At 59.0% G+C, this 19835-nt stretch carries 20 protein-coding genes and 1 tRNA gene; 8 read left to right on the top strand and 13 right to left on the bottom strand.

Going from position 1 to position 19835, the window contains the following annotated elements; all coding sequences use genetic code 11:
• Positions 1–23 precede the first annotated feature (23 nt).
• Together serS and cysG are read left to right on the top strand one after the other, a co-directional pair.
• Positions 24–1304 (top strand): serine--tRNA ligase, encoded by a 1281-nt coding sequence (gene serS, locus OO306_RS04965; protein ID WP_085273003.1) that lies wholly within the window; start codon positions 24–26, stop codon positions 1302–1304.
• A complete protein-coding gene (gene cysG / locus OO306_RS04960) occupies positions 1305–2696 on the top strand; it encodes a siroheme synthase CysG (RefSeq protein WP_027592727.1) in 1392 nt (463 codons plus the stop codon). It begins immediately after the preceding gene.
• Positions 2697–2812: 116 nt separating this feature from the next.
• Here the strand turns inward: cysG and OO306_RS04955 are convergent, their stop codons facing one another.
• The 8 genes from OO306_RS04955 to OO306_RS04920 form a co-directional block, all read right to left on the bottom strand.
• Complete coding sequence (locus OO306_RS04955; protein ID WP_099428817.1) at positions 2813–3775, bottom strand: glutathione S-transferase family protein; 963 nt, start codon at positions 3773–3775, stop codon at positions 2813–2815.
• Positions 3776–3869: 94 nt separating this feature from the next.
• Positions 3870–4871, bottom strand: coding sequence for a glycosyl transferase family protein (locus OO306_RS04950; protein ID WP_265967905.1), 1002 nt, complete (start codon positions 4869–4871; stop codon positions 3870–3872).
• Complete coding sequence (locus OO306_RS04945) at positions 4868–5203, bottom strand: TusE/DsrC/DsvC family sulfur relay protein (protein ID WP_027592724.1); 336 nt, start codon at positions 5201–5203, stop codon at positions 4868–4870. The genes OO306_RS04950 and OO306_RS04945 overlap by 4 nt, the downstream gene beginning before the upstream one ends.
• A complete protein-coding gene (gene tusB / locus OO306_RS04940; RefSeq protein WP_265967904.1) occupies positions 5200–5496 on the bottom strand; it encodes a sulfurtransferase complex subunit TusB in 297 nt (98 codons plus the stop codon). Before tusB ends, OO306_RS04945 begins: the two co-directional genes overlap by 4 nt.
• Positions 5496–5855 (bottom strand): sulfurtransferase complex subunit TusC, encoded by a 360-nt coding sequence (tusC, locus tag OO306_RS04935; protein WP_265967903.1) that lies wholly within the window; start codon positions 5853–5855, stop codon positions 5496–5498. The genes tusB and tusC overlap by 1 nt, the downstream gene beginning before the upstream one ends.
• 1 nt (position 5856) lies before the next feature.
• Entirely contained in the window at positions 5857–6249 is a 393-nt protein-coding gene (gene tusD, locus OO306_RS04930) for a sulfurtransferase complex subunit TusD (RefSeq protein WP_099428820.1), read from the bottom strand.
• Positions 6250–6365: 116 nt separating this feature from the next.
• Positions 6366–7745: a nucleobase:cation symporter-2 family protein gene (locus OO306_RS04925; RefSeq protein WP_033696754.1), complete on the bottom strand. Its 1380-nt coding sequence runs from the start codon at positions 7743–7745 to the stop codon at positions 6366–6368.
• A gap of 179 nt (positions 7746–7924) precedes the next feature.
• Entirely contained in the window at positions 7925–8596 is a 672-nt protein-coding gene (locus OO306_RS04920) for a Bax inhibitor-1/YccA family protein (RefSeq protein ID WP_265967902.1), read from the bottom strand.
• A gap of 133 nt (positions 8597–8729) precedes the next feature.
• Between OO306_RS04920 and OO306_RS04915 the strand changes: the two genes are divergently transcribed.
• Positions 8730–8817: transfer RNA gene (locus tag OO306_RS04915), tRNA-Ser, on the top strand.
• Positions 8818–9562: 745 nt separating this feature from the next.
• Here OO306_RS04915 and OO306_RS04910 read toward each other — a convergent pair.
• A complete protein-coding gene (locus tag OO306_RS04910; RefSeq protein WP_099428822.1) occupies positions 9563–10351 on the bottom strand; it encodes an SDR family NAD(P)-dependent oxidoreductase in 789 nt (262 codons plus the stop codon).
• Positions 10352–10618: 267 nt separating this feature from the next.
• On the opposite strand from OO306_RS04910, the gene OO306_RS04905 reads away from it, so the two are divergent.
• Positions 10619–11428 (top strand): sugar phosphate isomerase/epimerase, encoded by an 810-nt coding sequence (locus OO306_RS04905; protein ID WP_099454722.1) that lies wholly within the window; start codon positions 10619–10621, stop codon positions 11426–11428.
• An 81-nt stretch (positions 11429–11509) separates the two neighbouring features.
• On the opposite strand, the gene OO306_RS04900 is transcribed toward OO306_RS04905, so the two are convergent.
• The 4 genes from OO306_RS04900 to OO306_RS04885 all read right to left on the bottom strand — a co-directional run bounded on the left by OO306_RS04900 (position 11510) and on the right by OO306_RS04885 (position 16032).
• Positions 11510–12304: an IclR family transcriptional regulator gene (locus OO306_RS04900; RefSeq protein WP_265967901.1), complete on the bottom strand. Its 795-nt coding sequence runs from the start codon at positions 12302–12304 to the stop codon at positions 11510–11512.
• 29 nt (positions 12305–12333) lie between these two features.
• The gene (locus tag OO306_RS04895) at positions 12334–13332 is read right to left on the bottom strand and encodes a Gfo/Idh/MocA family protein (protein WP_265967900.1); all 999 of its coding nucleotides are present in this window, start codon (positions 13330–13332) and stop codon (positions 12334–12336) included.
• A 284-nt stretch (positions 13333–13616) separates the two neighbouring features.
• Complete coding sequence (locus OO306_RS04890; RefSeq protein WP_265967899.1) at positions 13617–14441, bottom strand: shikimate dehydrogenase; 825 nt, start codon at positions 14439–14441, stop codon at positions 13617–13619.
• Positions 14442–14601: 160 nt separating this feature from the next.
• Positions 14602–16032 (bottom strand): MFS transporter, encoded by a 1431-nt coding sequence (locus tag OO306_RS04885; RefSeq protein ID WP_027592715.1) that lies wholly within the window; start codon positions 16030–16032, stop codon positions 14602–14604.
• Between the two features lie 280 nt (positions 16033–16312).
• Here OO306_RS04885 and OO306_RS04880 point away from each other — a divergent pair, with 280 nt between their 5' ends.
• The 4 genes from OO306_RS04880 to OO306_RS04865 are packed head-to-tail and all read left to right on the top strand — an operon-like array spanning position 16313 to position 19606.
• Positions 16313–17191 (top strand): IclR family transcriptional regulator, encoded by an 879-nt coding sequence (locus OO306_RS04880; protein WP_265967898.1) that lies wholly within the window; start codon positions 16313–16315, stop codon positions 17189–17191.
• 5 nt (positions 17192–17196) lie between these two features.
• Positions 17197–17997: a 2-keto-4-pentenoate hydratase gene (locus tag OO306_RS04875; RefSeq protein WP_265967897.1), complete on the top strand. Its 801-nt coding sequence runs from the start codon at positions 17197–17199 to the stop codon at positions 17995–17997.
• A gap of 3 nt (positions 17998–18000) precedes the next feature.
• Positions 18001–18894, top strand: a complete 894-nt coding sequence (locus tag OO306_RS04870; RefSeq protein WP_099428828.1) for a fumarylacetoacetate hydrolase family protein — start codon at positions 18001–18003, stop codon at positions 18892–18894.
• Positions 18895–18910: 16 nt separating this feature from the next.
• Positions 18911–19606, top strand: a complete 696-nt coding sequence (locus tag OO306_RS04865) for a hypothetical protein (RefSeq protein ID WP_027592711.1) — start codon at positions 18911–18913, stop codon at positions 19604–19606.
• The last annotated feature ends 229 nt before the right edge of the window (positions 19607–19835 follow it).

Raw genomic sequence — 19835 nt, 5'->3', positions numbered from 1 at the left:
CCTACACATAACGAGAGAACGATATGCTCGATTCCAAACTGTTACGCGGCCAACTTCAGGAAGTGGCGGATCGCCTGGCCTCCCGTGGCTTCAGCCTGGATGTCGCGCGCATCGAATCACTGGAAGAGCGCCGCAAGGCCGTGCAGACGCGCACCGAGCAACTGCAGGCCGAGCGTAACGCCCGTTCCAAGTCCATCGGCCAGGCCAAGGCCAAGGGCGAAGATATCGCGCCGCTGATGGCCGACGTCGAGCGCATGGCCAATGAGCTGGCCGCAGGCAAAGTCGAGCTGGACGGCATCCAGGCTGAGCTGGATGGCATCCTGCTGACCATTCCTAACCTGCCGGACGCCAGCGTGCCGGTTGGTGCCAGCGAAGACGACAACGTTGAAGTACGCCGCTGGGGCACCCCTAAGGCCTTCGACTTCGAAATCAAAGACCACGTCGCCCTGGGCGAAATCAGCGGTGGCCTGGACTTCGAAGCGGCAGCCAAGCTGTCCGGCGCCCGCTTTGCCGTGCTGCGTGGCCCGATTGCCCGTCTGCACCGCGCCCTGGCGCAGTTCATGATCAACCTGCACACCGGTGAGCACGGCTACGAAGAGCACTACACCCCGTACCTGGTACAAGCGCCGGCCCTGCAGGGCACCGGCCAGCTGCCGAAGTTCGAGGAAGACCTGTTCAAGATCAGCCGCGAAGGCGAGGCTGACTTCTACCTGATCCCAACCGCCGAGGTTTCGCTGACCAACTTGGTTGCCGGTGAAATCCTCGATGCCAAGCAACTGCCGCTCAAGCTGGTCGCCCACACGCCTTGCTTCCGCAGTGAAGCCGGCGCATCGGGCCGTGACACCCGTGGCATGATCCGCCAGCACCAGTTCGACAAGGTCGAAATGGTCCAGGTAGTCGAGCCATCCAAGTCGATGGAAGCCCTCGAAGGCCTGACCGGCAACGCCGAGCGCGTGCTGCAGCTGTTGGAACTGCCCTACCGGGTACTGGCGCTGTGCACCGGCGACATGGGCTTCGGTGCGGTGAAAACCTACGACCTGGAAGTGTGGGTACCGAGCCAGGACAAGTACCGCGAGATCAGCTCCTGCTCCAACTGCGGTGATTTCCAGGCGCGTCGCATGCAAGCCCGCTGGCGCAACCCGGAAACCGGCAAACCAGAGCTGGTGCATACCCTCAACGGTTCTGGCCTGGCAGTAGGCCGCACCCTGGTGGCGGTATTGGAGAACTACCAGCAGGCCGACGGTTCGATCCGTGTGCCTGAGGTGCTCAAGCCGTACATGGGTGGTGTCGAGGTCATCCGCTAAATGGATTACCTGCCACTGTTCCACAAGCTGCAGGGCGGCCGGGTACTGGTCGTCGGCGGCGGTGAAATTGCCTTGCGCAAAGCACGCCTGCTGGCGGATGCCGGCGCCGCGCTGCGCGTGGTGGCGCCCGAGGTTGACGGCCAACTGGCCGCACTGGCCCGGGAAGGTGGCGGTGAGGTCTTGGTGCGCGGCTATCAGGCGCCCGACCTGGTCGGTTGCCGGCTGGTGATCGCGGCCACTGATGACGCTGGGCTGAACGCCCAGGTGTCGGCCGATGCCCAGGCGCTCAACCTGCCGGTCAACGTGGTGGACGCGCCGGCCCTGTGCACGGTGATCTTCCCGGCCATCGTCGACCGCTCGCCGTTGGTGGTGGCAGTCTCCAGTGGGGGTGATGCGCCCGTGCTGGCGCGTTTGATTCGCGCCAAGCTGGAAGCGTGGATCCCTTCGGCCTACGGCGAACTGGCCGGGCTGGCGGCGCGGTTCCGGCACCAGGTCAAACGCCTGTACCCAGACGTCAACCAGCGTCGCGGCTTTTGGGAAAATGTCTTCCAGGGCCCGATTGCCGAGCGTCAGCTGGCCGGGCAGGGTGCCGAGGCCGAACGCCTGTTGCAGGCCATGGTCGATGGCGCGCCGGTGCAGCAGGGCGGTGAGGTGTATCTGGTCGGGGCAGGGCCGGGCGATCCGGACTTGTTGACCTTCCGCGCCTTGCGCCTGATGCAGCAGGCCGATGTGGTGCTGTACGACCGCCTGGTGGCCCCGGCCATCATCGACATGTGCCGGCGTGATGCCGAGCGTATCTACGTCGGCAAGCGACGCGCTGACCATGCCGTGCCGCAGGACCAGATCAACCGCCTGCTGGTCGACTTGGCCAAGCAGGGCAAGCGCGTGCTGCGCCTCAAGGGTGGCGATCCGTTCATCTTTGGCCGTGGTGGCGAGGAGATCGAACAGCTGGCCGAGCAGGGCATCCCCTTCCAGGTGGTGCCCGGCATTACCGCGGCCAGTGGTTGTTCAGCCTATGGCGGCATCCCGCTGACCCATCGCGACTACGCCCAATCGGTGCGCTTCGTGACTGGGCACCTCAAGGATGGCACCAGCAATTTGCCTTGGGATGACCTGGTGGCACCGGCGCAAACCCTGGTGTTCTACATGGGGTTGGTGGGCTTGCCGACCATTTGCGCCGAACTGATTCGTCATGGGCGTGCGGCCAGTACGCCAGCGGCGCTGGTGCAGCAAGGCACTACGCGCAATCAACGGGTGTTTACGGGCACCCTGGCGGATTTGCCGGCGCTTGTCGCCCAGCATGAAGTGCATGCGCCGACCCTGGTGATTGTTGGGGAAGTGGTGCAGTTGCGTGAGAAGCTGGCGTGGTTTGAAGGTTCGCAACATAGCTGAAACGGGTGGGGCCGCTTTGCGGCCCTTCGCAGCACAAGGCTGCTCCTACACAGGCGTGCGCCGGACCTGTAGGAGCAGCCTTGTGCTGCGAAGGGCTGCAAAGCAGCCCCGCTGTGTCACCGGTTAACCCAGATCCCCTGGCCCGCCAACCGCTCCCGATCATGCGCCACACCAAAGTCCTGCAATGGCCCTTTAGGCACGATCCCATTCGGGTTGATGGTCTTGTGGCTCATGTAGTAATGCTTCTGGATATGCTCCATATCCACCGTCTGCGCCACCCCCGGCCACTGGTACACTTCGCGCAGCCAGTTTGACAGGTTGTGGTAGTCGCTCAGGCGTCGCAGGTTGCACTTGAAGTGCCCGTGGTACACCGCATCAAAGCGCACCAACGTAGTGAACAGTCGTACATCCGCCTCGGTGAGGTACTCGCCAGCAAGGTAGCGATTGCGGCTCAGCACGTCTTCCAGGTAATCCAGCTCATTGAACACGTCGTCAAACGCGGCCTCGTAGGCCTCTTGCGTGGTGGCGAAGCCTGCGCGGTAGACGCCATTGTTCACCGCGGGGTAGATCCGTTCGTTCAGCGCTTCGATCGCCGGGCGCAAGGGCTCGGGGTAGAGGTCCAGGCGGTTGCCGGTCAGCTCGTCGAAGGCGCTGTTGAAGATGCGGATGATCTCGGCCGATTCGTTGTTGACGATACGCTTCTCTTTTTTGTCCCACAGCACCGGCACGGTAACGCGCCCGGTGTAGTGCGGGTCATCCTGGGTGTAGCGTTGGTGCAGGAATTCGAGTGCATCGAGGTGGTCGCCGGTGGAGCCCTGCTGCTGGTCGAAGGTCCAGCCATTCTCTTGCATCAGCCAGCTCACCACCGACACATCGATGAGCGGCGACAGGCCCTTGAGGGCACGGAAAATCAGGGTGCGGTGCGCCCATGGGCAAGCCAGCGACACGTACAGGTGATAACGGCCGGCCTCGGGTGCGGGCAACGCGTTGCGGCGCTGGGCGTTTTCGCGTTTGAAGGCCCCGTCTTTACCGGTTTCATACCACTGGTCGTGCCAGCGGCCGTCGATCAAAAGGCCCATGTTGAGCTCCTGGAACAAAGTTGTTTGTCGTTGGAGCCCAGTCTAGGGAATATCGTTCGAATAAATAGCGCAAAGACTCGGGGTCTTTAATCGATTAAATCGATGCGTTGCGTTCGCTCCAGTAGCGACGCGCTGTGGCGAAGGCGTCGTCACGGTTCTGCCCCAGCCCGCGCAAGGCCAGGGCCATGGTGGCGACCACGGCCATTTCGCCGTAGCTGTCTTCGGCTTCGCCCTGCCACACGGCGAGCAGTTGCTGCGGCTGCAGGCTCGGTGGTTTGACATGGCGGCGTTCGCTCAGGGCTGGCCACTCTTCATCCCAGGCCTCGCCCGCTGTAGTGCCATAGAGATGGCTGATGACATCGGGATTGACCTCGATCTCGCCGCCATCGCCCTTGATCACCACGGCATGGTCGCCGAGCAGGCGGCTAGCTTCACGGTGCACCGCCTGGTAGCCAGGGTGGAAGATGCTCTGCAGGCCGCAGCGTGCACCCAGCGGGTTCAGTACCCGAGCCAAGGAATGGATTGGCGAGCGCAGGCCCAAGGTGTTGCGCAGGTCAATCATGCGTTGCAACTGGGGTGCCCAGTCCTGCAACGGGAAAAACGCCAGCCGCTGCTGGTCGAGCGCGGTGCTGACGGCCGTCCAGTCGCGGCACAGCGGAATCTGCAGCTGTTCGAGCAGTTGTTCAGTGAACATGCGCCCGGCGGTGTGGGCGCCGCCGCCATGCATCAGGATGCGCACCCCGTTGTTGGCCAGGCACTTGGCCGCCAGCAGGTACCAGGGCAGGTGGCGCTTCTTGCCCGCGTACGTGGGCCAGTCCAGGTCCACGGCAATGTGCGGCGCTTGCAAGTGCGCGCGCAGGGCCTCGGTGAAACCGGCCAGTTCATCGGCGCTTTCTTCCTTGTGCCGCAGCAGCATGAGGAAGGCGCCGAGCTGGGTGTCCTCGACTTTGCCTTCCAGCAGCAAGGTCATGGCCGCGCGGGCTTCTTCGCGGGTCAGGCCGCGCGCGCCGCGCTTGCCTTTGCCAAGGATGCGCACGAATTCGGCGAACGGGTGTTCGGCGGGTGTTTCCAGGGTGAGCGGGCGTGGTTCGATCATATGCAGTTGGTCGGCTTGGGCAGGCCCGCCAGCTTGGCGGCAAGTTTGGCAGGAGTGCCGTTGAACAGGCGGTTCAGGTGCGGGCTGTTGCCCTTTTCAGGGCCCAGCTTCAGCGCGGTGTACTTGATCAGCGGGCGTGTGGCCGGCGAAAGCTGGAATTCCTGGTAGAACTGGCGCAGCAGCTCGAGGATTTCCCAGTGGTCAGCGGTCAGCGGGATGCCTTCACGTGTGGCGAGGGCATCGGCGACGGCAGGGGACCAGTCGTGCAGGTCGACCAGAAAGCCGTCTTTGTCCAGGGCAATCGTTTGATCGCCAACGTTCAGCGTACTCATAGCCAGCTGTTGACCTTGTCGTAATGCAGCGACAGCTCGACGAATGCAGCATAGTCCACAGGCTTGGCCAGGTCGTTTGCGACCGCGCGGGCGTGCAGGTCTTCTTCGAGGGCGAACAAACGCTGCTCGAGCGCGGCGGCTTGCAGCAGGCGCTGGGGCTCGCTGCCGGCGTGCAGTGCATAGACCGCATCACCGCACAGCAGCAGTGCATCGTCGGCACCGAGCAGGCGCAGGCAACTGGCCAGGCGGTCGTCGCCGAAGGGCGAGTGGGCAATTACATGCAGGGTTGTCATCACAGCGTTACCACCTGGTCAAAACGGGCGATCAATGCGGTCAGTGCCGCGTCGTCTAGCACCTGCACCGGTAGCGCCAGGGTGTCGGCGGCAAGGCCGCGCTGGCGCAGGCTATGGCTGCAGGCGAAGAGCGCTTCGACGCCGAACATCGGCAAAGCCTGCAGGTTGGCCGCCAGGTTCTTCTGTTGCAAAGTTGAAGGTTGCTGGCCCGGGGCGAGCTGGAACACGCCATCGTCCAGGAACAGCATGCCCGGCGGCAGGTCGAACGCGCCACCGGCCAGTGCGATGTCCAGCGCCTCACGGGCCGATGGGCCGTTCCAGGGTGCCTGGCGGCTGATGATCAACAAGGACTTGGCCATTTCAATCGCCTCCGAAGCAGATCAGCCGATCGGCACTCTGCGCCGCCTCGTGCAGTTGGCCGAGCCCGGACAGCTCCCAGGGCTTGGGCAGGTTCGCGGCTGGCCGTTGATAGCGGCTGGCTTCGGCCTCGTCGAGCACGCCACGGCGCAATGCAGCGGCAATGCACACCACCGCGTCCAACTGGTGGTGGTCGATGAAAGTGCGCCATTGGGCGGCGACATCCAGCTCATCCTGAGGCGTTACCACGTTGGCCGAGGCACTGTGCACCCCGTCCTGATAGAAGAACAACCGGGCAATCTCATGCCCGCCGGCCAGCACCGCCTCGGCAAAGCGCAGGGCGCGGCGCGAGGAGGGCGCATGGGCCGGGGAAAAAACCGCGATAGCGAATTTCATGGACAACTCATGCAAAGGAATGCCGCCATGATAAAGCAAAAAAGCCCAACCCCGCTCATACAAGGACCTCGTAGCCTTGTGCAGAGGGGGGGGCTTTTCAGCGAGGCGTTGAAGGGTCAGGCGCGCTCTTTGCTCTCTGGCAGGAACCAGTTCAGCACCAGGGCGCAAATACCGCCGGTGGCGACGCCCGACTCCAGCACATTGCGGATTGCCGCCGGCATGTGGGCCAGGAACTCAGGCACCTGGGCCACGCCCAGGCCCAAGGCCAGCGACACGGCAATGATCAGCAGGGCGCGACGGTCCAGCTGCGTGCTGGCCAGGATGTTGATACCCGAGGCCGCTACCGCGCCGAACATCACCATAGCCGCGCCACCCAGTACTGGCTCTGGTACCGCCTGGATTACTCCGGCAACCGACGGGAACAGGCCCAACAGCACCAGCATCACGGCGATCCAGATACCAATATGGCGGCTGGCGATGCCGGTCAGCTGAATAACGCCGTTGTTCTGGGCGAAGATTGAGCTGGGGAAGGTGTTGAACAAGCCGGCCAGCAGCGAGTTGGCGCCGTTGACCAGCACGCCGCCTTTGATCCGCTGCATCCACACCGGGCCTTCGACCGGTTGGCGCGAGACCTTGCTGGTGGCGGTGACGTCACCAATGGCTTCCAGCGACGTCACCAGGTAGATCACCAACATCGGGATGAACAGCGCCCACGAGAAGCTCAGGCCAAAATGCAGCGGCGTGGGCACCTGGAACAGCGCAGCCTCGTGCATGCCGGTGAAGTCCAGGCGGCCCAGGTAGCCCGCGAGCGCATAGCCCACCGCCAAAGCGATGACGATAGCGCAGCTGCGCATCCATACCACCGGGATGCGGTTGAGAATGACGATGATCGCCAGCACCACGCCCGACAGCAGCAGGTTTTCGCCATTGGCGAAGGTGCCGTTGGCCATCGCGCCAAAGCCGCCGCCCATGCTGATCAGGCCGACCTTAATCAGGGTCAGGCCGATCATCAGCACGACGATGCCGGTCACCAGTGGCGTGATCAGGCGTTTGACGAACGGCAGGATGCGCGAAACGCCCATCTCCACGAAGGAGCCTGCGATCACCACGCCAAAAATCGCCGCCATCACGCCTTCTACCGGCGTGCCTTGCTTGACCATTAGCGCACCGCCAGCGATCAGCGGCCCGACGAAGTTGAAGCTGGTGCCTTGAACGATCAGCAACCCCGCGCCAAACGGCCCGAAGCGCTTGCACTGAACGAAGGTGGCGATGCCGGAGATCACCAGCGACATGGATACGATCAGGTTGGTGTCCCGCGCCGAAACACCCAGCGCCTGACAAATCAGCAGGCCAGGTGTCACGATCGGCACGATGATCGCCAGCAGGTGCTGCAGCGCCGCCAACAGGCCGATCAGCAGCCGTGGCTTGTCCTCAAGACCCAGCACCAGTTCATTGGCAGGCGCCGATGCGCCTGGGCTGTGTTCGTGTGAGCTCATTGCAGAAAGCCGCCCCGGAAGAAAAAAGGAGCGCATTCTACGGGCTGAAGTGCAATTGGGGTAGTGGCAAGCACGATGGCGGCATGATCGGTGTCTATTCGCTCAATAAGCTGACTTTTAAGTCAGTCTTTGGCGCACAAAAAAGCCCGCCGAAGCGGGCTTTTCCATGAGGCGCAGTATCAGTCGTCGCGGCCCATGATGCCGAACAGCTGCAGCAGGCTGACGAACAGGTTGTAGATCGATACATACAGGCTGATGGTCGCCATGATGTAGTTGCGCTCGCCGCCATGGATGATCGCGCTGGTCTGGAACAGAATGCAGACCGACGAGAACAGCACGAAGCCAGCGCTGATCGCCAGTTGCAGGCCGCTGATCTGGAAGAAGAAGCTGGCAACCACCGCACCCAGCAGCACGAAGAAGCCTGCCGTGATGAAGCCGCTGAGGAAGCTCATGTCCTTGCGGGTGATCAGCACATAGGACGACAGGCCACCGAACACCAGTGCGGTCATGGCGAATGCCGAGCTGACCACTTCAGCGCCACCGGCCATGCCCAGGTAACGGTTGAGAATAGGGCCGAGGATGAAGCCCATGAAGCCAGTGAGGGCGAAGGTGGACACCAGGCCCCAGGCCGAATCACGCAGTTTGTTGGTGAGGAAGAACAACCCGTAGAAGCCGATCAGCACCACGAACACGTTCGGGTAGCCGACGCGCATCTGCTGGGCCACAAAGGCCATGACACCGCTGAAGGCGAGGGTGAGTGCCAGCAGGCTGTACGTGTTGCGCAGGACTTTGCTGATCTCCTGCTGCTCGACCTGCTGGCCGTGGTGTACGGCGTAATCCTGTTCGCGCATGGCGAGGCTCCTTGGTAAACCTGTGGTTTCAGACGTTCAGATGCTAGGAGTCTATCAGACGTCCTGCAACCCGCGACACAGAGAGTTTGACAGCGTGTTTCATTACGGTATTATGGCGGCCGCAAAACGAGCTGGAAGCGTGGCCGAGTGGTTTAAGGCAACGGTCTTGAAAACCGTCGATGGGCAACTATCCTAGAGTTCGAATCTCTACGCTTCCGCCATATTCAAAGCCCTGATTATTCAGGGCTTTTTGCGTTTTTAGGGCATAGAAAAACTACCCGTGGGAACACTCTTGGGAATGGTTTATCTCGGAAGCGCTTCTGATACGTCCGTAGGTCTGAGCCCGTCGATTGGCGCCTTCTCGAAGATGTCGAGCAACTGCCTACCTCGGCCCCAGCATGACTAAGTCCTTAGCTGCTCGCCTTCGCTTCGAGTTCGCCCCACTTCAGTCGAGCCAAGCTCAGATCGCTGCCTAAGGGTCTCGGCTTAGCTGACTTGTCCAGGAAGAAATATCTGATTCATTCCTTGCCGGGGTTCTTCTGCGCTTGCTGGTGCGCTTGCGCCGGTAGTAGGTGACCTTTTCAGCGAGTCGATGAGCTCGTTTTGTTACTCGCCCTCGGCCTGGCCAATAGCTCAGAGGTGCTGACCCCGCGCCCCTCGACGGTCGGTTGATGCTTTGTTTGCCGACCGCCATCCCCCACTGCTGCGTCGCAGATCAACTGCTTGTAAATGTTGTCGCCATCGATGCTAAGGCCGCCCCGCCCGAGTAGGTCGGCGGGCTTGAGTTTTAGGGGGAGGGGTTTAAAAGGCCAGGAGGCGCAGGTAAGTGCGAATAGAAGCTCGCGAGGATATAGCTTCGGTCGAAGCCGCACGACACAACGCAAGGTCGGACGGCCCCATTTTAGTGTCTTGTAGAGGGTTTGGATTTAACTCTTTCTGTATAGGCTCAATCCACAGCCGTGATAATCATTTGGAGCTTGGGCGACCTGGAATATGGCTAAGGATCGATTTGGAGAACCCGCCATCGACACAGATATCCTGCCCCGTGACATAGCCGGCTAGCGGGCTAATGAGAAATTCGATCACGTTTGCGATGTCTAGCGGTTCGCCGATTCTGGCCAGTGGAATGATCGCTTCTCGTGCTTTCTTGATCTGCGGATCAGCGTACATTTTTTCAGACATGGGTGTATGTGTCATGCCTGGCGACACGATATTGACCCGAATGCCTTCAGGTGCCCACTCCAGAGCGAGAGTTTGCGCCAGCATTGTTAATGCTGCCTTGGTGGGGCTGTAGGCGCCAGAGCCGGCGTGCGGAAGCTGGCCAGACATCGACGAGGTAAAGCACGCTGAGCCTCGGCTCTCGCGAAGATGCGGGTAGCTTGCTTTGGCAAGCAGCCAGGCGCCGCGAAGATTGACGGCGAACATGTCGTCCCAATCCTCAATGGACAAATTGCAGATCGCGCCGGGGCTGGCGACGCCAGCATTCGCAACCAGCGTGTCAAGCCCGCCGAATTCGGCTACTGCAGCTGCTACCAGTTGGTCAGGCACCGCAGGATCGCCGAGATCACCAGACAATGAGATCGCGACGCCACCCATAGCCATGATTTTTCGAACGATTTCATCCTGGGTTGCGTTTGGGGCTTGCCCACAAACGGCAATTTTCGGCTGCGAGCCCCGGGCAAGCGCAGCCTCCGCGATTCTCAGGCATACCGAAGCACCGATGCCGCTACTACCGCCACTCACCAAAGCTCTCATTTAACAACCCTCACACATAGATTTTGTTGTAGGTGGAAGCCTTAACCTACAAAACCGGGTGCAATTTTGCAATCAAATTGACAATGGAATTCCATTACGTTATGTTTTTTTCACCATCAGAATGACCTTGACAGCGCAACGGCTGTCGCCATCCACATACATCCATGGTCGCGTCTTCCTCTAAGCGATAGTGGTCAGCCTACAAAATTCATAATATGAATGGCCCGTTTCACTCCGGTGAGTACTCAACTGAAAGGATGTTTCGATATGATCATCAGCACGTTTTCTTATCTGTGGTCATCCACGGCAATCGATGCAATTGCGCAGCTCTCTGAGCATGGGCACCGTGTGTTCGAGGTGCCCGTAAGTTCGCCACATTGCTGGCCGGTGGAAATGTCGACTGCAGAGCGTTCTGCTGCAAGCGTGCGTCTGCGTCAGTACGATGCCAAGATCAGGTCGCTCAATGCCGGCGGCTATGACGTCAACTTGGCAAGTCCCGCCGCCAACATGCGTCAGAAGAGCATTGATCACATTAAGGCGGTGATTGACCTGGCTGTCGCTTGGGATACCCAGGAGGTGGTGATATCTCCTGGCACGCGGCGCCCGATGATTTCTCCACCGCTCGAAAAGACTTATGATTGGATGTACGAGAGCCTGGCGGCTCTGACGCCGCTGGCGAAACAGGCTGGTGTGCGCTTGCTGCTAGAAAATACCCCGTATTGCTTCACCCCTACGATGCGGGAGTTGGCTGAGGTTGTTGATACTGTCAATGATGATGTCGTCAGAGTCGTTTATGACATCGCCAACGCTGCTTACATAGGTGAGGACCCAGTAGCGAGTTTGCTGGCCTACCAGAGTGCTATCGACTTTGTGCATGTGTCCGACACCGGCACGGATGTGTGGGGGCATGATCCAGTTGGTACCGGAGTGGTAGACTTCATCGGATTGGGTGAGGCCGTTCACGCGACCTGCGGTATTGAAAACTGCGTGCTCGAAATCATCCGCGAAGAAAACGCCTTATATGAACTGAACAAAGGTGTGCAGGATCTGCGTGAGAAGGGGTGGAACATTCGGTAGTTGCCTTTCTATCGCTCGTCGCCCCAGTAGCCCTGAGGCCCGCAATGGGCCCAGGTGCAAGTTAGAGCATTAGCGCGCAGCTTACGAGTCTCCCCCGCTGACAGATGTCCACAGAGACCAGCACTCTCCCACCCTGCTGGCCGAACGTTTCAAGTGTTCAATATGAGCATCCAAGGTTTCCTCGCGCATGCGTGCAATGGGGCCGGCGATGCTAAGGGTTGCCACCGGAGCTGAGTTGCTTGATCGTGAGGGGTCGAATACAGGCACTGCCACGACGCACACGCCCACTTCGCCTTCTTCTCGTACTACCGCATGCCCCTCTTTGCGAATCAGTGCGATGTCATCAAAAATGTCGCGAATCGAAACGCGTGCGTTGGGCCCTGCATATTCTCGGCTATTCTCGATATCCCAGGCGGCGAGAATGCGCATGGCGCGCTCATCACGCATAGTGGAGAGCCATGCTTTGCCTGCCGCAGTGGTATGGGGAATGATTTTTTCGTCTAGGGCGCGGCGGTATTGAAGGCCCCTGGTATTTTTCGTGGCCTGCAGTACCCAAGTCAGATGATCCTCTGCAACTTCCGCCAGGCGAACATGCTCGCCGGTTTCGCTGGCTAGTTCGTTGAGCAAAGGTTGCATGATCCTGGAAAACCCAGTTTCAGTGATGTAGTTCACGCCCATGCTGGGAATTTTCAGCGTCAGGCAGTAATGGTCCTGCTCGTCCTGGTAAACGTAGCCTCTTTCCCGCAGGGCGCTCAATATACGGTGAGCCGTGGCCATCGCCACTTGAGTCTGTTCACTGATTTCAGACAGGGCGAGGCCGCCTGGATGGGAAAGGAGCAGTTCCAGAGTATTGAAGTAGCGGCCTATATGTGACAATTTTTAGTCCTTTGTTTCGCGTCAGGGCATTATAGGGTGATGGGGGCGCCACCCAGGCGATCTGACTCATAGGCCGCCTCGATGATACGCATGACGCGGTGCATGGTTGCTAGCCCGGCGCCTGTATAAGCAACGTCTCGGTCAGGCGCGAGAATGTCGGTTACGAAGTTGTCGTAATACACGTCAGAGTTCAGGCTCATGTGCAGTTCACTTGCCTGCCCGGCCGCGTTGACCAGCCGCAAGCCGTCAGCGGTAGAGCGCGCATAGAACTGATCAGTTGACATTGAAAATGAATACTCCCGCTGCTCGGGTGTATTGGCGGGATAATTGTACCCCGTTTCGATAGTGCAGATGCAGCCACTCTCGGTCACCAGGGTCATCAACGAGCCGATCTCTACTGCTGTCAGTAACGAATCGCGATACATCACTGCCGACACGCTGCGAATCGCTTCTCCGGAGATTTCCTCAACCAGATCGACGAAATGAGGGGCGAGATTGATCGTGCATCCGCCCCCCGATCGTTTTGGCTCAAGCATCCAAGAGCAACTGTTAGCCAGGTAGCGTCCAGGCGGGCCAGCGTTGAATCGAAACGCCAGGGTTCTCCACTTGGCTTCACTCTGCCTGGCTTCTTGTTTTAGGCGGTTCAGTAATTCACTGTGCCTCCATATCAACGGCACCGCCACGAATAGACCGTTGGCTTCGGTGCGTTGGTAAAGGTCCAGCACCTCATGCTGGGTTAGCCCGCAAGGCTTTTCCATCGCGAAGGGGACCTTTTGCTCGATCAATGCCTCGCCCATGGCATACAGCTCATCATGCGGGCCAAAGGCGAAGGCAAAATCAGCTTTCTCGTTTTCCAGCAGGGTTTCCCAGCGATCGTAAAGTTGCGCTCCGAAACGCTGGGCGAGAGCGGGCCCCCGCGACCCCGTTGCGTCGGACACCGCCGTGACCGTTACATCAGGCAAGCGCTCAAGCGCATCGAGATAGAGCGGGGTGTGCCAGTGGCTGACTTCTAGGAGAACGACTTTCAAACATCCACCTTTATAAATAAGTATGTTTGACAAACCTGCGGTGCCATGGAGGTTACGGATCGAACCGCGAAAGAATAGCGCGCAAGCTACATTTTTGAGGTTGCAAAACAGCCTATCACGACCCTGTTATGAACGAAAGTAAGTTACGTTTTGATCGGGCGCTGTGGAGCAATAGCAGTCGGCGTGAGGGGTGCGCGCATGCCGAAAGCATGCGCATCGTGGAATGTTCTGATTGGAGTGATGAAGAGGGTGCGGGCTGGCAGTCAAGGGAGGGGTATGGGAGGCTACAATCCCGTCGAGTAACGGCGCTCGATGTCTTCAAAACCCAAGAAACTAAGAGCCAGCAAGGCCTGGCCTACGTGCATGGGCTGGCCGTCAAGGGTTTTGCATCCGCGTGATTGTGCCTCAATTAATAAAGCGGTCGGCTCGGCTCGAGTGATGATGTCGACCACCACCGTAGCTGGGTTCAGGCGCGCTGCTTCTATTGGCATCGGATCATCAGGGTTCATGCCAAGCGGGGTAGCATTGATAACGATGTCATGACCTGTAGGGTCTGGAGGCCCTGCTTGTACGTTGCACGCCCCTTCTTTGCCAGCGTTTTGCGCCAAGTCAGCGGCGCGGAGCGGATCCAAATCTGAAATGGTCAGTGAGCGAGCGCCAGCAGCGGCAACGGCGAAAGCGATGGCCCTTCCCGAGCCCCCAGCTCCGACCAGGAGAACTGATTTCCCGTGTAGAGAAACACCCTGACGCTGCATGCCCAGTACGCAGCCGAGCCCATCGAACACAGCTCCCTCCCAGCGACCGTCCTTGTCGCAGCGAACCACATTGATTGCGCCGATCTGGCGCGCGGTAGGGTGAAGAATGTCTACGACTTCAAGCATGGTTTGCTTGTGCGGCATGGTGACCAGTAGTCCAGCGAGGTTGCGGATTGTGCGCGCGCCTTTTACGAACTCGGCCAGGCCCTGCGTACCGACCTCCAATGGAATGCAGACGGCGTCAGACTGTGCTTCGGCGAATAGCCTATTCAGCAGCATCGGGGATTTGGCGCTCTTGAGCGGATCACCTATCAATCCATAGATGCGCGTTGTGCCGGTGATGAGTGGATGCATGTGAACCTACTGTAGTTGACGGGGGCACGCCAATTGCCAGCTCGCAGCTGTTGGACTTTGTTGCTGGCGGCGCACACGTTTATCGCCGGGGTGCTTAACGTGCTGCGCAGAGCAACTGCGCAACACGTTGAGAGTGATGGGGCTGGTTGTCAGTCGGGCATCACTGGAGTTGATTTTTGAGCGCTTGATTGGGGGTGCTAGTGCTCGATCTGGGATTGGATTTTTCCCGCAGCAGTTCGTACTCCTCTTTCGACATTGGCACAGCGTTGGGGTCACCCAGTTCGCTCAGACGAATACGGAACGTTTCGCGGGTAGTAAACGCCGCAATGGCGCAGATGGCACAGATACCGAAAGTCAGCGCTCCAATTTTCAGAGGGATATTTTCGGTGCCAGGCGGCGCAACCGATACGAACAGGGCTGGTAGAAACGCAGTGCATGCCACGCCGATGTTTTGACCGATGGCCATACCAGTGACGCGTACCCGTGTGCGGAACAACTCAGGGAACATGCTTGGGAAAACACCATTGAAACCTTGGTAGGCCACGCCCCACATCAGAAGCGAGAGAATCAAAGACAGCCAGAGATTGTGGATACTGATTGCATAGAGGTACCCAAACGACAAGAGACCGCCGCAGAGCACGCCCACGATCACCGGGGGGCGACGGCCAATTTTGTCAGAGAGTTTACCGACGAATGGGATAAGTATCACAGCGCACAAATTGCCCAGGACAGGAATCCACATGAACAAGCCGGAGGGAAAACCAATACCGTAAGCTGGCTGGACTGCATAGGTGGCGCCGAACACGGAGGCGAGGATTGCAAGTACTGCAGAGAGTGCCATGCAGATGACACGCAACACATCCTTCCAGCTTTCGGTGAGTACCTCGACTACTGGCAATTTACGAGGCTTGTCCTGTGCTCGCGCCTCCGCGAAGACTGGGGCCTCATGTACTTCGCGGCGGATGATCCATCCGACCACAAGCACCACAGCGCTAAGCAAGAAGGGAATTCGCCAGCCCCATGACGCAAAGTCATCCGCAGGCATGAATTGGGCGAGCGGCAGGAAAACCGCCGCCGCGAGCAGTTGCCCGGCTTGCACCCCTTGAAGGGTGAAGCTTGCGAAGTAACCACGGCGCCCGTCAGGTGCATGCTCCATGGTCATAGAGCTTGCGCAAGACACTTCACCGGCAACCGCGAACCCTTGGATCAGGCGCAAGATAATCAGTATTGCGGGAGCCCACACGCCGATCTGCTGGTAGGTTGGGAGTAAGCCAATGCACATGGTCGAGAAGCCCATCAAGAACATGCAGTAGACCAATACTGTCTTGCGGCCATGGCGGTCACCCAGGTGCCCTAGCACCACTGCTCCTATGGGTCGTGCGATGTACCCAACGCCGAAGCTAGCGAGTGAAACGATGATTCCTACGGTTGGATCGTCCGTTGGAAAAAACAGTTGCGGGAAAAGCAGGGCAGCGGCAGTCGCATAGATGAAAAAGTCGTAGTACTCCAACGCCGAGCCGATCCAGCCGCTAGCTGCGGCCTTCCTTGACTGACGCTTGGAGTGTGGATCGCTCGGGATGCCATGGCTCATGAAGTGTCTCCGGTACCGTAATTTTGTTATTGTAACGTCGTTCCATTTGTAATGTTGTTCCCGCGCATTGCCTTTGTCAAGCGTGCTGGCACGGTTCAGGTTCATGAGTCGGCCAGCCCTTGGGCTGGCTGTTCACGAGCCATTCATTGTTTATGGGAGCGGTAGGCCCGCCAGCGTGAGTTGCAGCCTCATCGCTGTACTTCTAGTGAGCCGGGTATAGATAAGGAGTAGGGGACGGGCCAGCGAGTGAACGTATTTGCGTTGACTTGACGATCACGTGATGATTACTATTGTAACTGTGTTCCAGATAGAACGGCGTGACATTTTTTGTTGGCGCTGCTCAAAACCAGCTGAGAATAATCCCATGAGAGTCGTTAAAGGTGCTGTTGATCGTTGCCTTGAGGCTATCGAGCTGCTGGCTCGTGAGGCCCGCTGGATGCGAATGTCCGATATTGCAGGTGAATTGGGGATGGAAAAGGGGCCTGCGCACCGTGTGCTTGCGCAGTTGGTGGAGCAAGGGTGGGCCGAGCAGGATGAGGCGACGTCCCAATACCGTCTGACACTCAAATTGGCGCTTTTGGGGCAGCGTTATCTGAACGGCATCGGATTGCCGGAGCTTGTTCAGCCGATCATTGAAAATGTAGCGTCTTTATCCCATGAGCTGGTACGCCTGACTGTCGTCTGCGAGGGCGGCTTGTCCTGGCTGGCCTCGGCTCAAGGCGCTGCACCTGGGTTGATGTACTCGCCCGCCATGGATCAGCCTATCAATCTGTACACCACCGCTAATGGCAAAGCCTGGCTTGCATCTATGCCTGACGAGCAAGTTGTCGAGATTGCTATCCGCGACGGTCTGGGCAAAGACCAGGGTACAGGCAAGGGTCCTCGGGCTATCAATACTGTCGAACGCTTACTTTCCGACTTGGCGGCGACCAGAGCACGGGGCTATGGACTCGTTGTGGAAGAGGCTGAGGCCGGCGTGTGGGCAATCGCGGTTCCGGTGAGGCTCATCCCATCTGGAATTGTGGTCGGGACCATGAGTATCGCCGGTCCGGTGTTGCGCATGCATCCAGACCGCTACGAGGATTTGCATGCACTGCTCGAGGATGCTGCGAACAAGCTCGGTACGGTATGGCCTCGGCAATCCAGCGTGCAGGGATGAAGTACATGGATAAGTTCAGTCAATCAGCCGATGCGCCTGAATCCATCCTTCTGCAAGCCGCCGCGCACCTCGCGAACGCACGGCAAACGGGTAATAAATTAGATGCCCTGCCATGCAATGAGATTTCACTGAGCCTAGAGCAAGGCTTCGAAATACAGCAGCATGTCGGTGTGCTGGCCGGGAAAAAAGTGGGCGGATGGAAATGCGCACTGCCCAAGCCTGGCAAGTGGATAGTCGCGCCCATCTACACCGATTGCATCGTGAGCTGCGATCAATACTCCCTGGGCTTCGCAACTTCCAAAGTGCGAATCGAACCTGAGCTTGCATGCGTGTTAGGGGCCGGCCTTCCTGCCCGCGCGGCACCTTACACGGCCGACGACATAACGCGCTCTATCAGCCAGGTACACCTTGCGCTGGAGGTGATCGACTGTCGGTACACCGATCCGCAAAAGGTTACGTTTGAGCAGTTGCTGGCTGATGGGTTGTTCAACCATGGGCTAGTCCTGGGGGCACGTGCCGTTTCACTAGCCTCGAACAATTTGCCCACTCACCTTGATGTAACGCTTAGTCATCCGGGTGTCGAGCCTGTGAGCGTTGCCGGCACTCACCCGGATCAAGACCCCGTCTCGCCGATCGTCTGGCTTGCAAATTTTCTTTCTGCACGGGGCATTGATCTGCAAGCGGGTCAGGTCGTGATCACCGGCTCCTATGCAGGGGTACTCGAAGTTCCCACTCACCAGCCGCTGGACATCCAGTTCGGCGAGGCAGGTTCACTGTCTGTCTTTTTTTCAACGCTTGAGGAGTAACGTATGCGCTTGGTTCGTTTCGGTTTGCCTGGACAAGAACTGCCTGGGATTTTGGATGCTCAAGGACAGGTCAGGGATCTCACTGGCATCGTCGATGATATCGATGCAGCGGCGCTGTCGCCGTCCAGCATCGAGAAGCTGCGCGGTGTCGACATTGAGCGTCTGCCGTTCGCGCCTGCTGGATCGCGTCTAGGGCCGTGTGTGGGCAGTGTGCCGAACCTGATCTGCATCGGTCTCAATTATTCTGACCACGCCGCCGAGACCAACACGCCTATTCCGAGCCAGCCAGTTGTATTCAATAAACACACAGGCTCTATCAGCGGTGCAAACGATCCTGTGATTCTGCCGGGTGATTCGAAGAAGCTCGACTGGGAAGTTGAACTGGCCATCGTGATTGGTTCACCCGCCTGGCACGTAGAAGAAAGCAAGGCGCTGGATCATGTGGCCGGATACTGCCTGGCTAACGATGTCTCCGAACGTGCCTATCAGCTTGAGTACGAAGGGCAATGGACCAAGGGTAAGAGCAGCTTTTCCTTCGCGCCACTTGGCCCTTGGTTGGTGACTCGCGATGAAATCGCCGATCCGCAGAACCTCGACCTCTGGCTGGAAGTGAACGGCAAGCGTTATCAGAACGGTAACACTCGGACCATGATTTTCAGTGTCGCGCACATCGTTTCTTACCTGAGCCGTTTCATGCCGCTCATGCCGGGTGATGTGATTATCACCGGGACACCACCAGGTGTTGGGCTTGGACAGAAACCAAATGTGTTTCTCAAGGCGGGTGACGTCATGCGCGTAGGGGGCACAGGGCTGGGCGAACAGTCTCAGGCGGTAGTGCCGTATGTAGCGGAAATGGGAGCTGCCTGGGTTGCGGGCCGTCATCCTAACGTTGATTAATGCCGGAGAATGAGACATGAGCTTTGCAGGAACAGGTGTGGTTGCAATTTGGCATGATCTTGTGCCCGACGCGCGGGATGAGTTCTACGAATGGCATAACCGTGAACACATGCCAGAGCGCGCGGCGATTCCGGGATTTCAGCGGGGGCGACGATACATCGCGCTCGATGCTGGGCCTGCTTATTTCAATCTGTACGAGGCTGATTCTGTCGAGGTGCTGGGGGGGCCAGATTACCTGGCTCGCCTAAATGCGCCGACGCCATGGACACAGAAAGTCGTGCAGTCATACCGTAATGTCGCTCGATCGATTTGCGACGTTCATTACACGGCCGGTGTGGGTAATGGCGCTTATTTGGTGACCCTGCGCTTCAATGTCGCCGTCGAGCGCTACACGGACGTTCTGCAAGCATTGCGCGATCGAATGTTGCCCCCGCTGGTCGATGCACAAGGGATCACCGGTGTCCACTTCTGCACCGCTGATGAAGCCGTCAGCAAGGTTGAGACTGCGGAGAAGAAGGCCCGATCAGAGGGCACTGAAATTCCATCCTGGATCATCATGATCGAAGGTTGCGCGGCTGACTATGTCGGACATATCAGAGAGCGACTGGTCGCGGAGTTGAGCAACCTGCTGGACGACCCTGAGCAGCAGCTCGCCACCACGCTTTACCAACTGGAATACACCCGCTGCAAGACACCTTCCAGCGCGGGTTGAGATTTGCTGACCTGCAGCGACACTGCAGGTAGTGCTTGATCGTTTTCCTCTTCTGGGCGCGCCTCGCCAAGTGTCATGCGCTGTGTCTCTGGCGTGCTCATTTTTTGACTTTACAGAGGGTACCGGGAGTTTGGCCTGCGCTCACGAATTAACGGGCTCGGCCGTCGCCGTCTGCTGGAGTCGCAAGAATAGCGCGCCGCTCTTAGCCACGCGCTGCGCCACGGAGGCG

Origin of the sequence: Pseudomonas sp. DCB_AW (assembly GCF_026240895.1) — a bacterium.
GTDB classification, from domain to species: Bacteria; Pseudomonadota; Gammaproteobacteria; order Pseudomonadales; family Pseudomonadaceae; genus Aquipseudomonas; species Aquipseudomonas kermanshahensis.
Note: the sequence above shows the minus strand (reverse complement) of the source record. Positions and strands in the feature narration are given on the sequence as shown.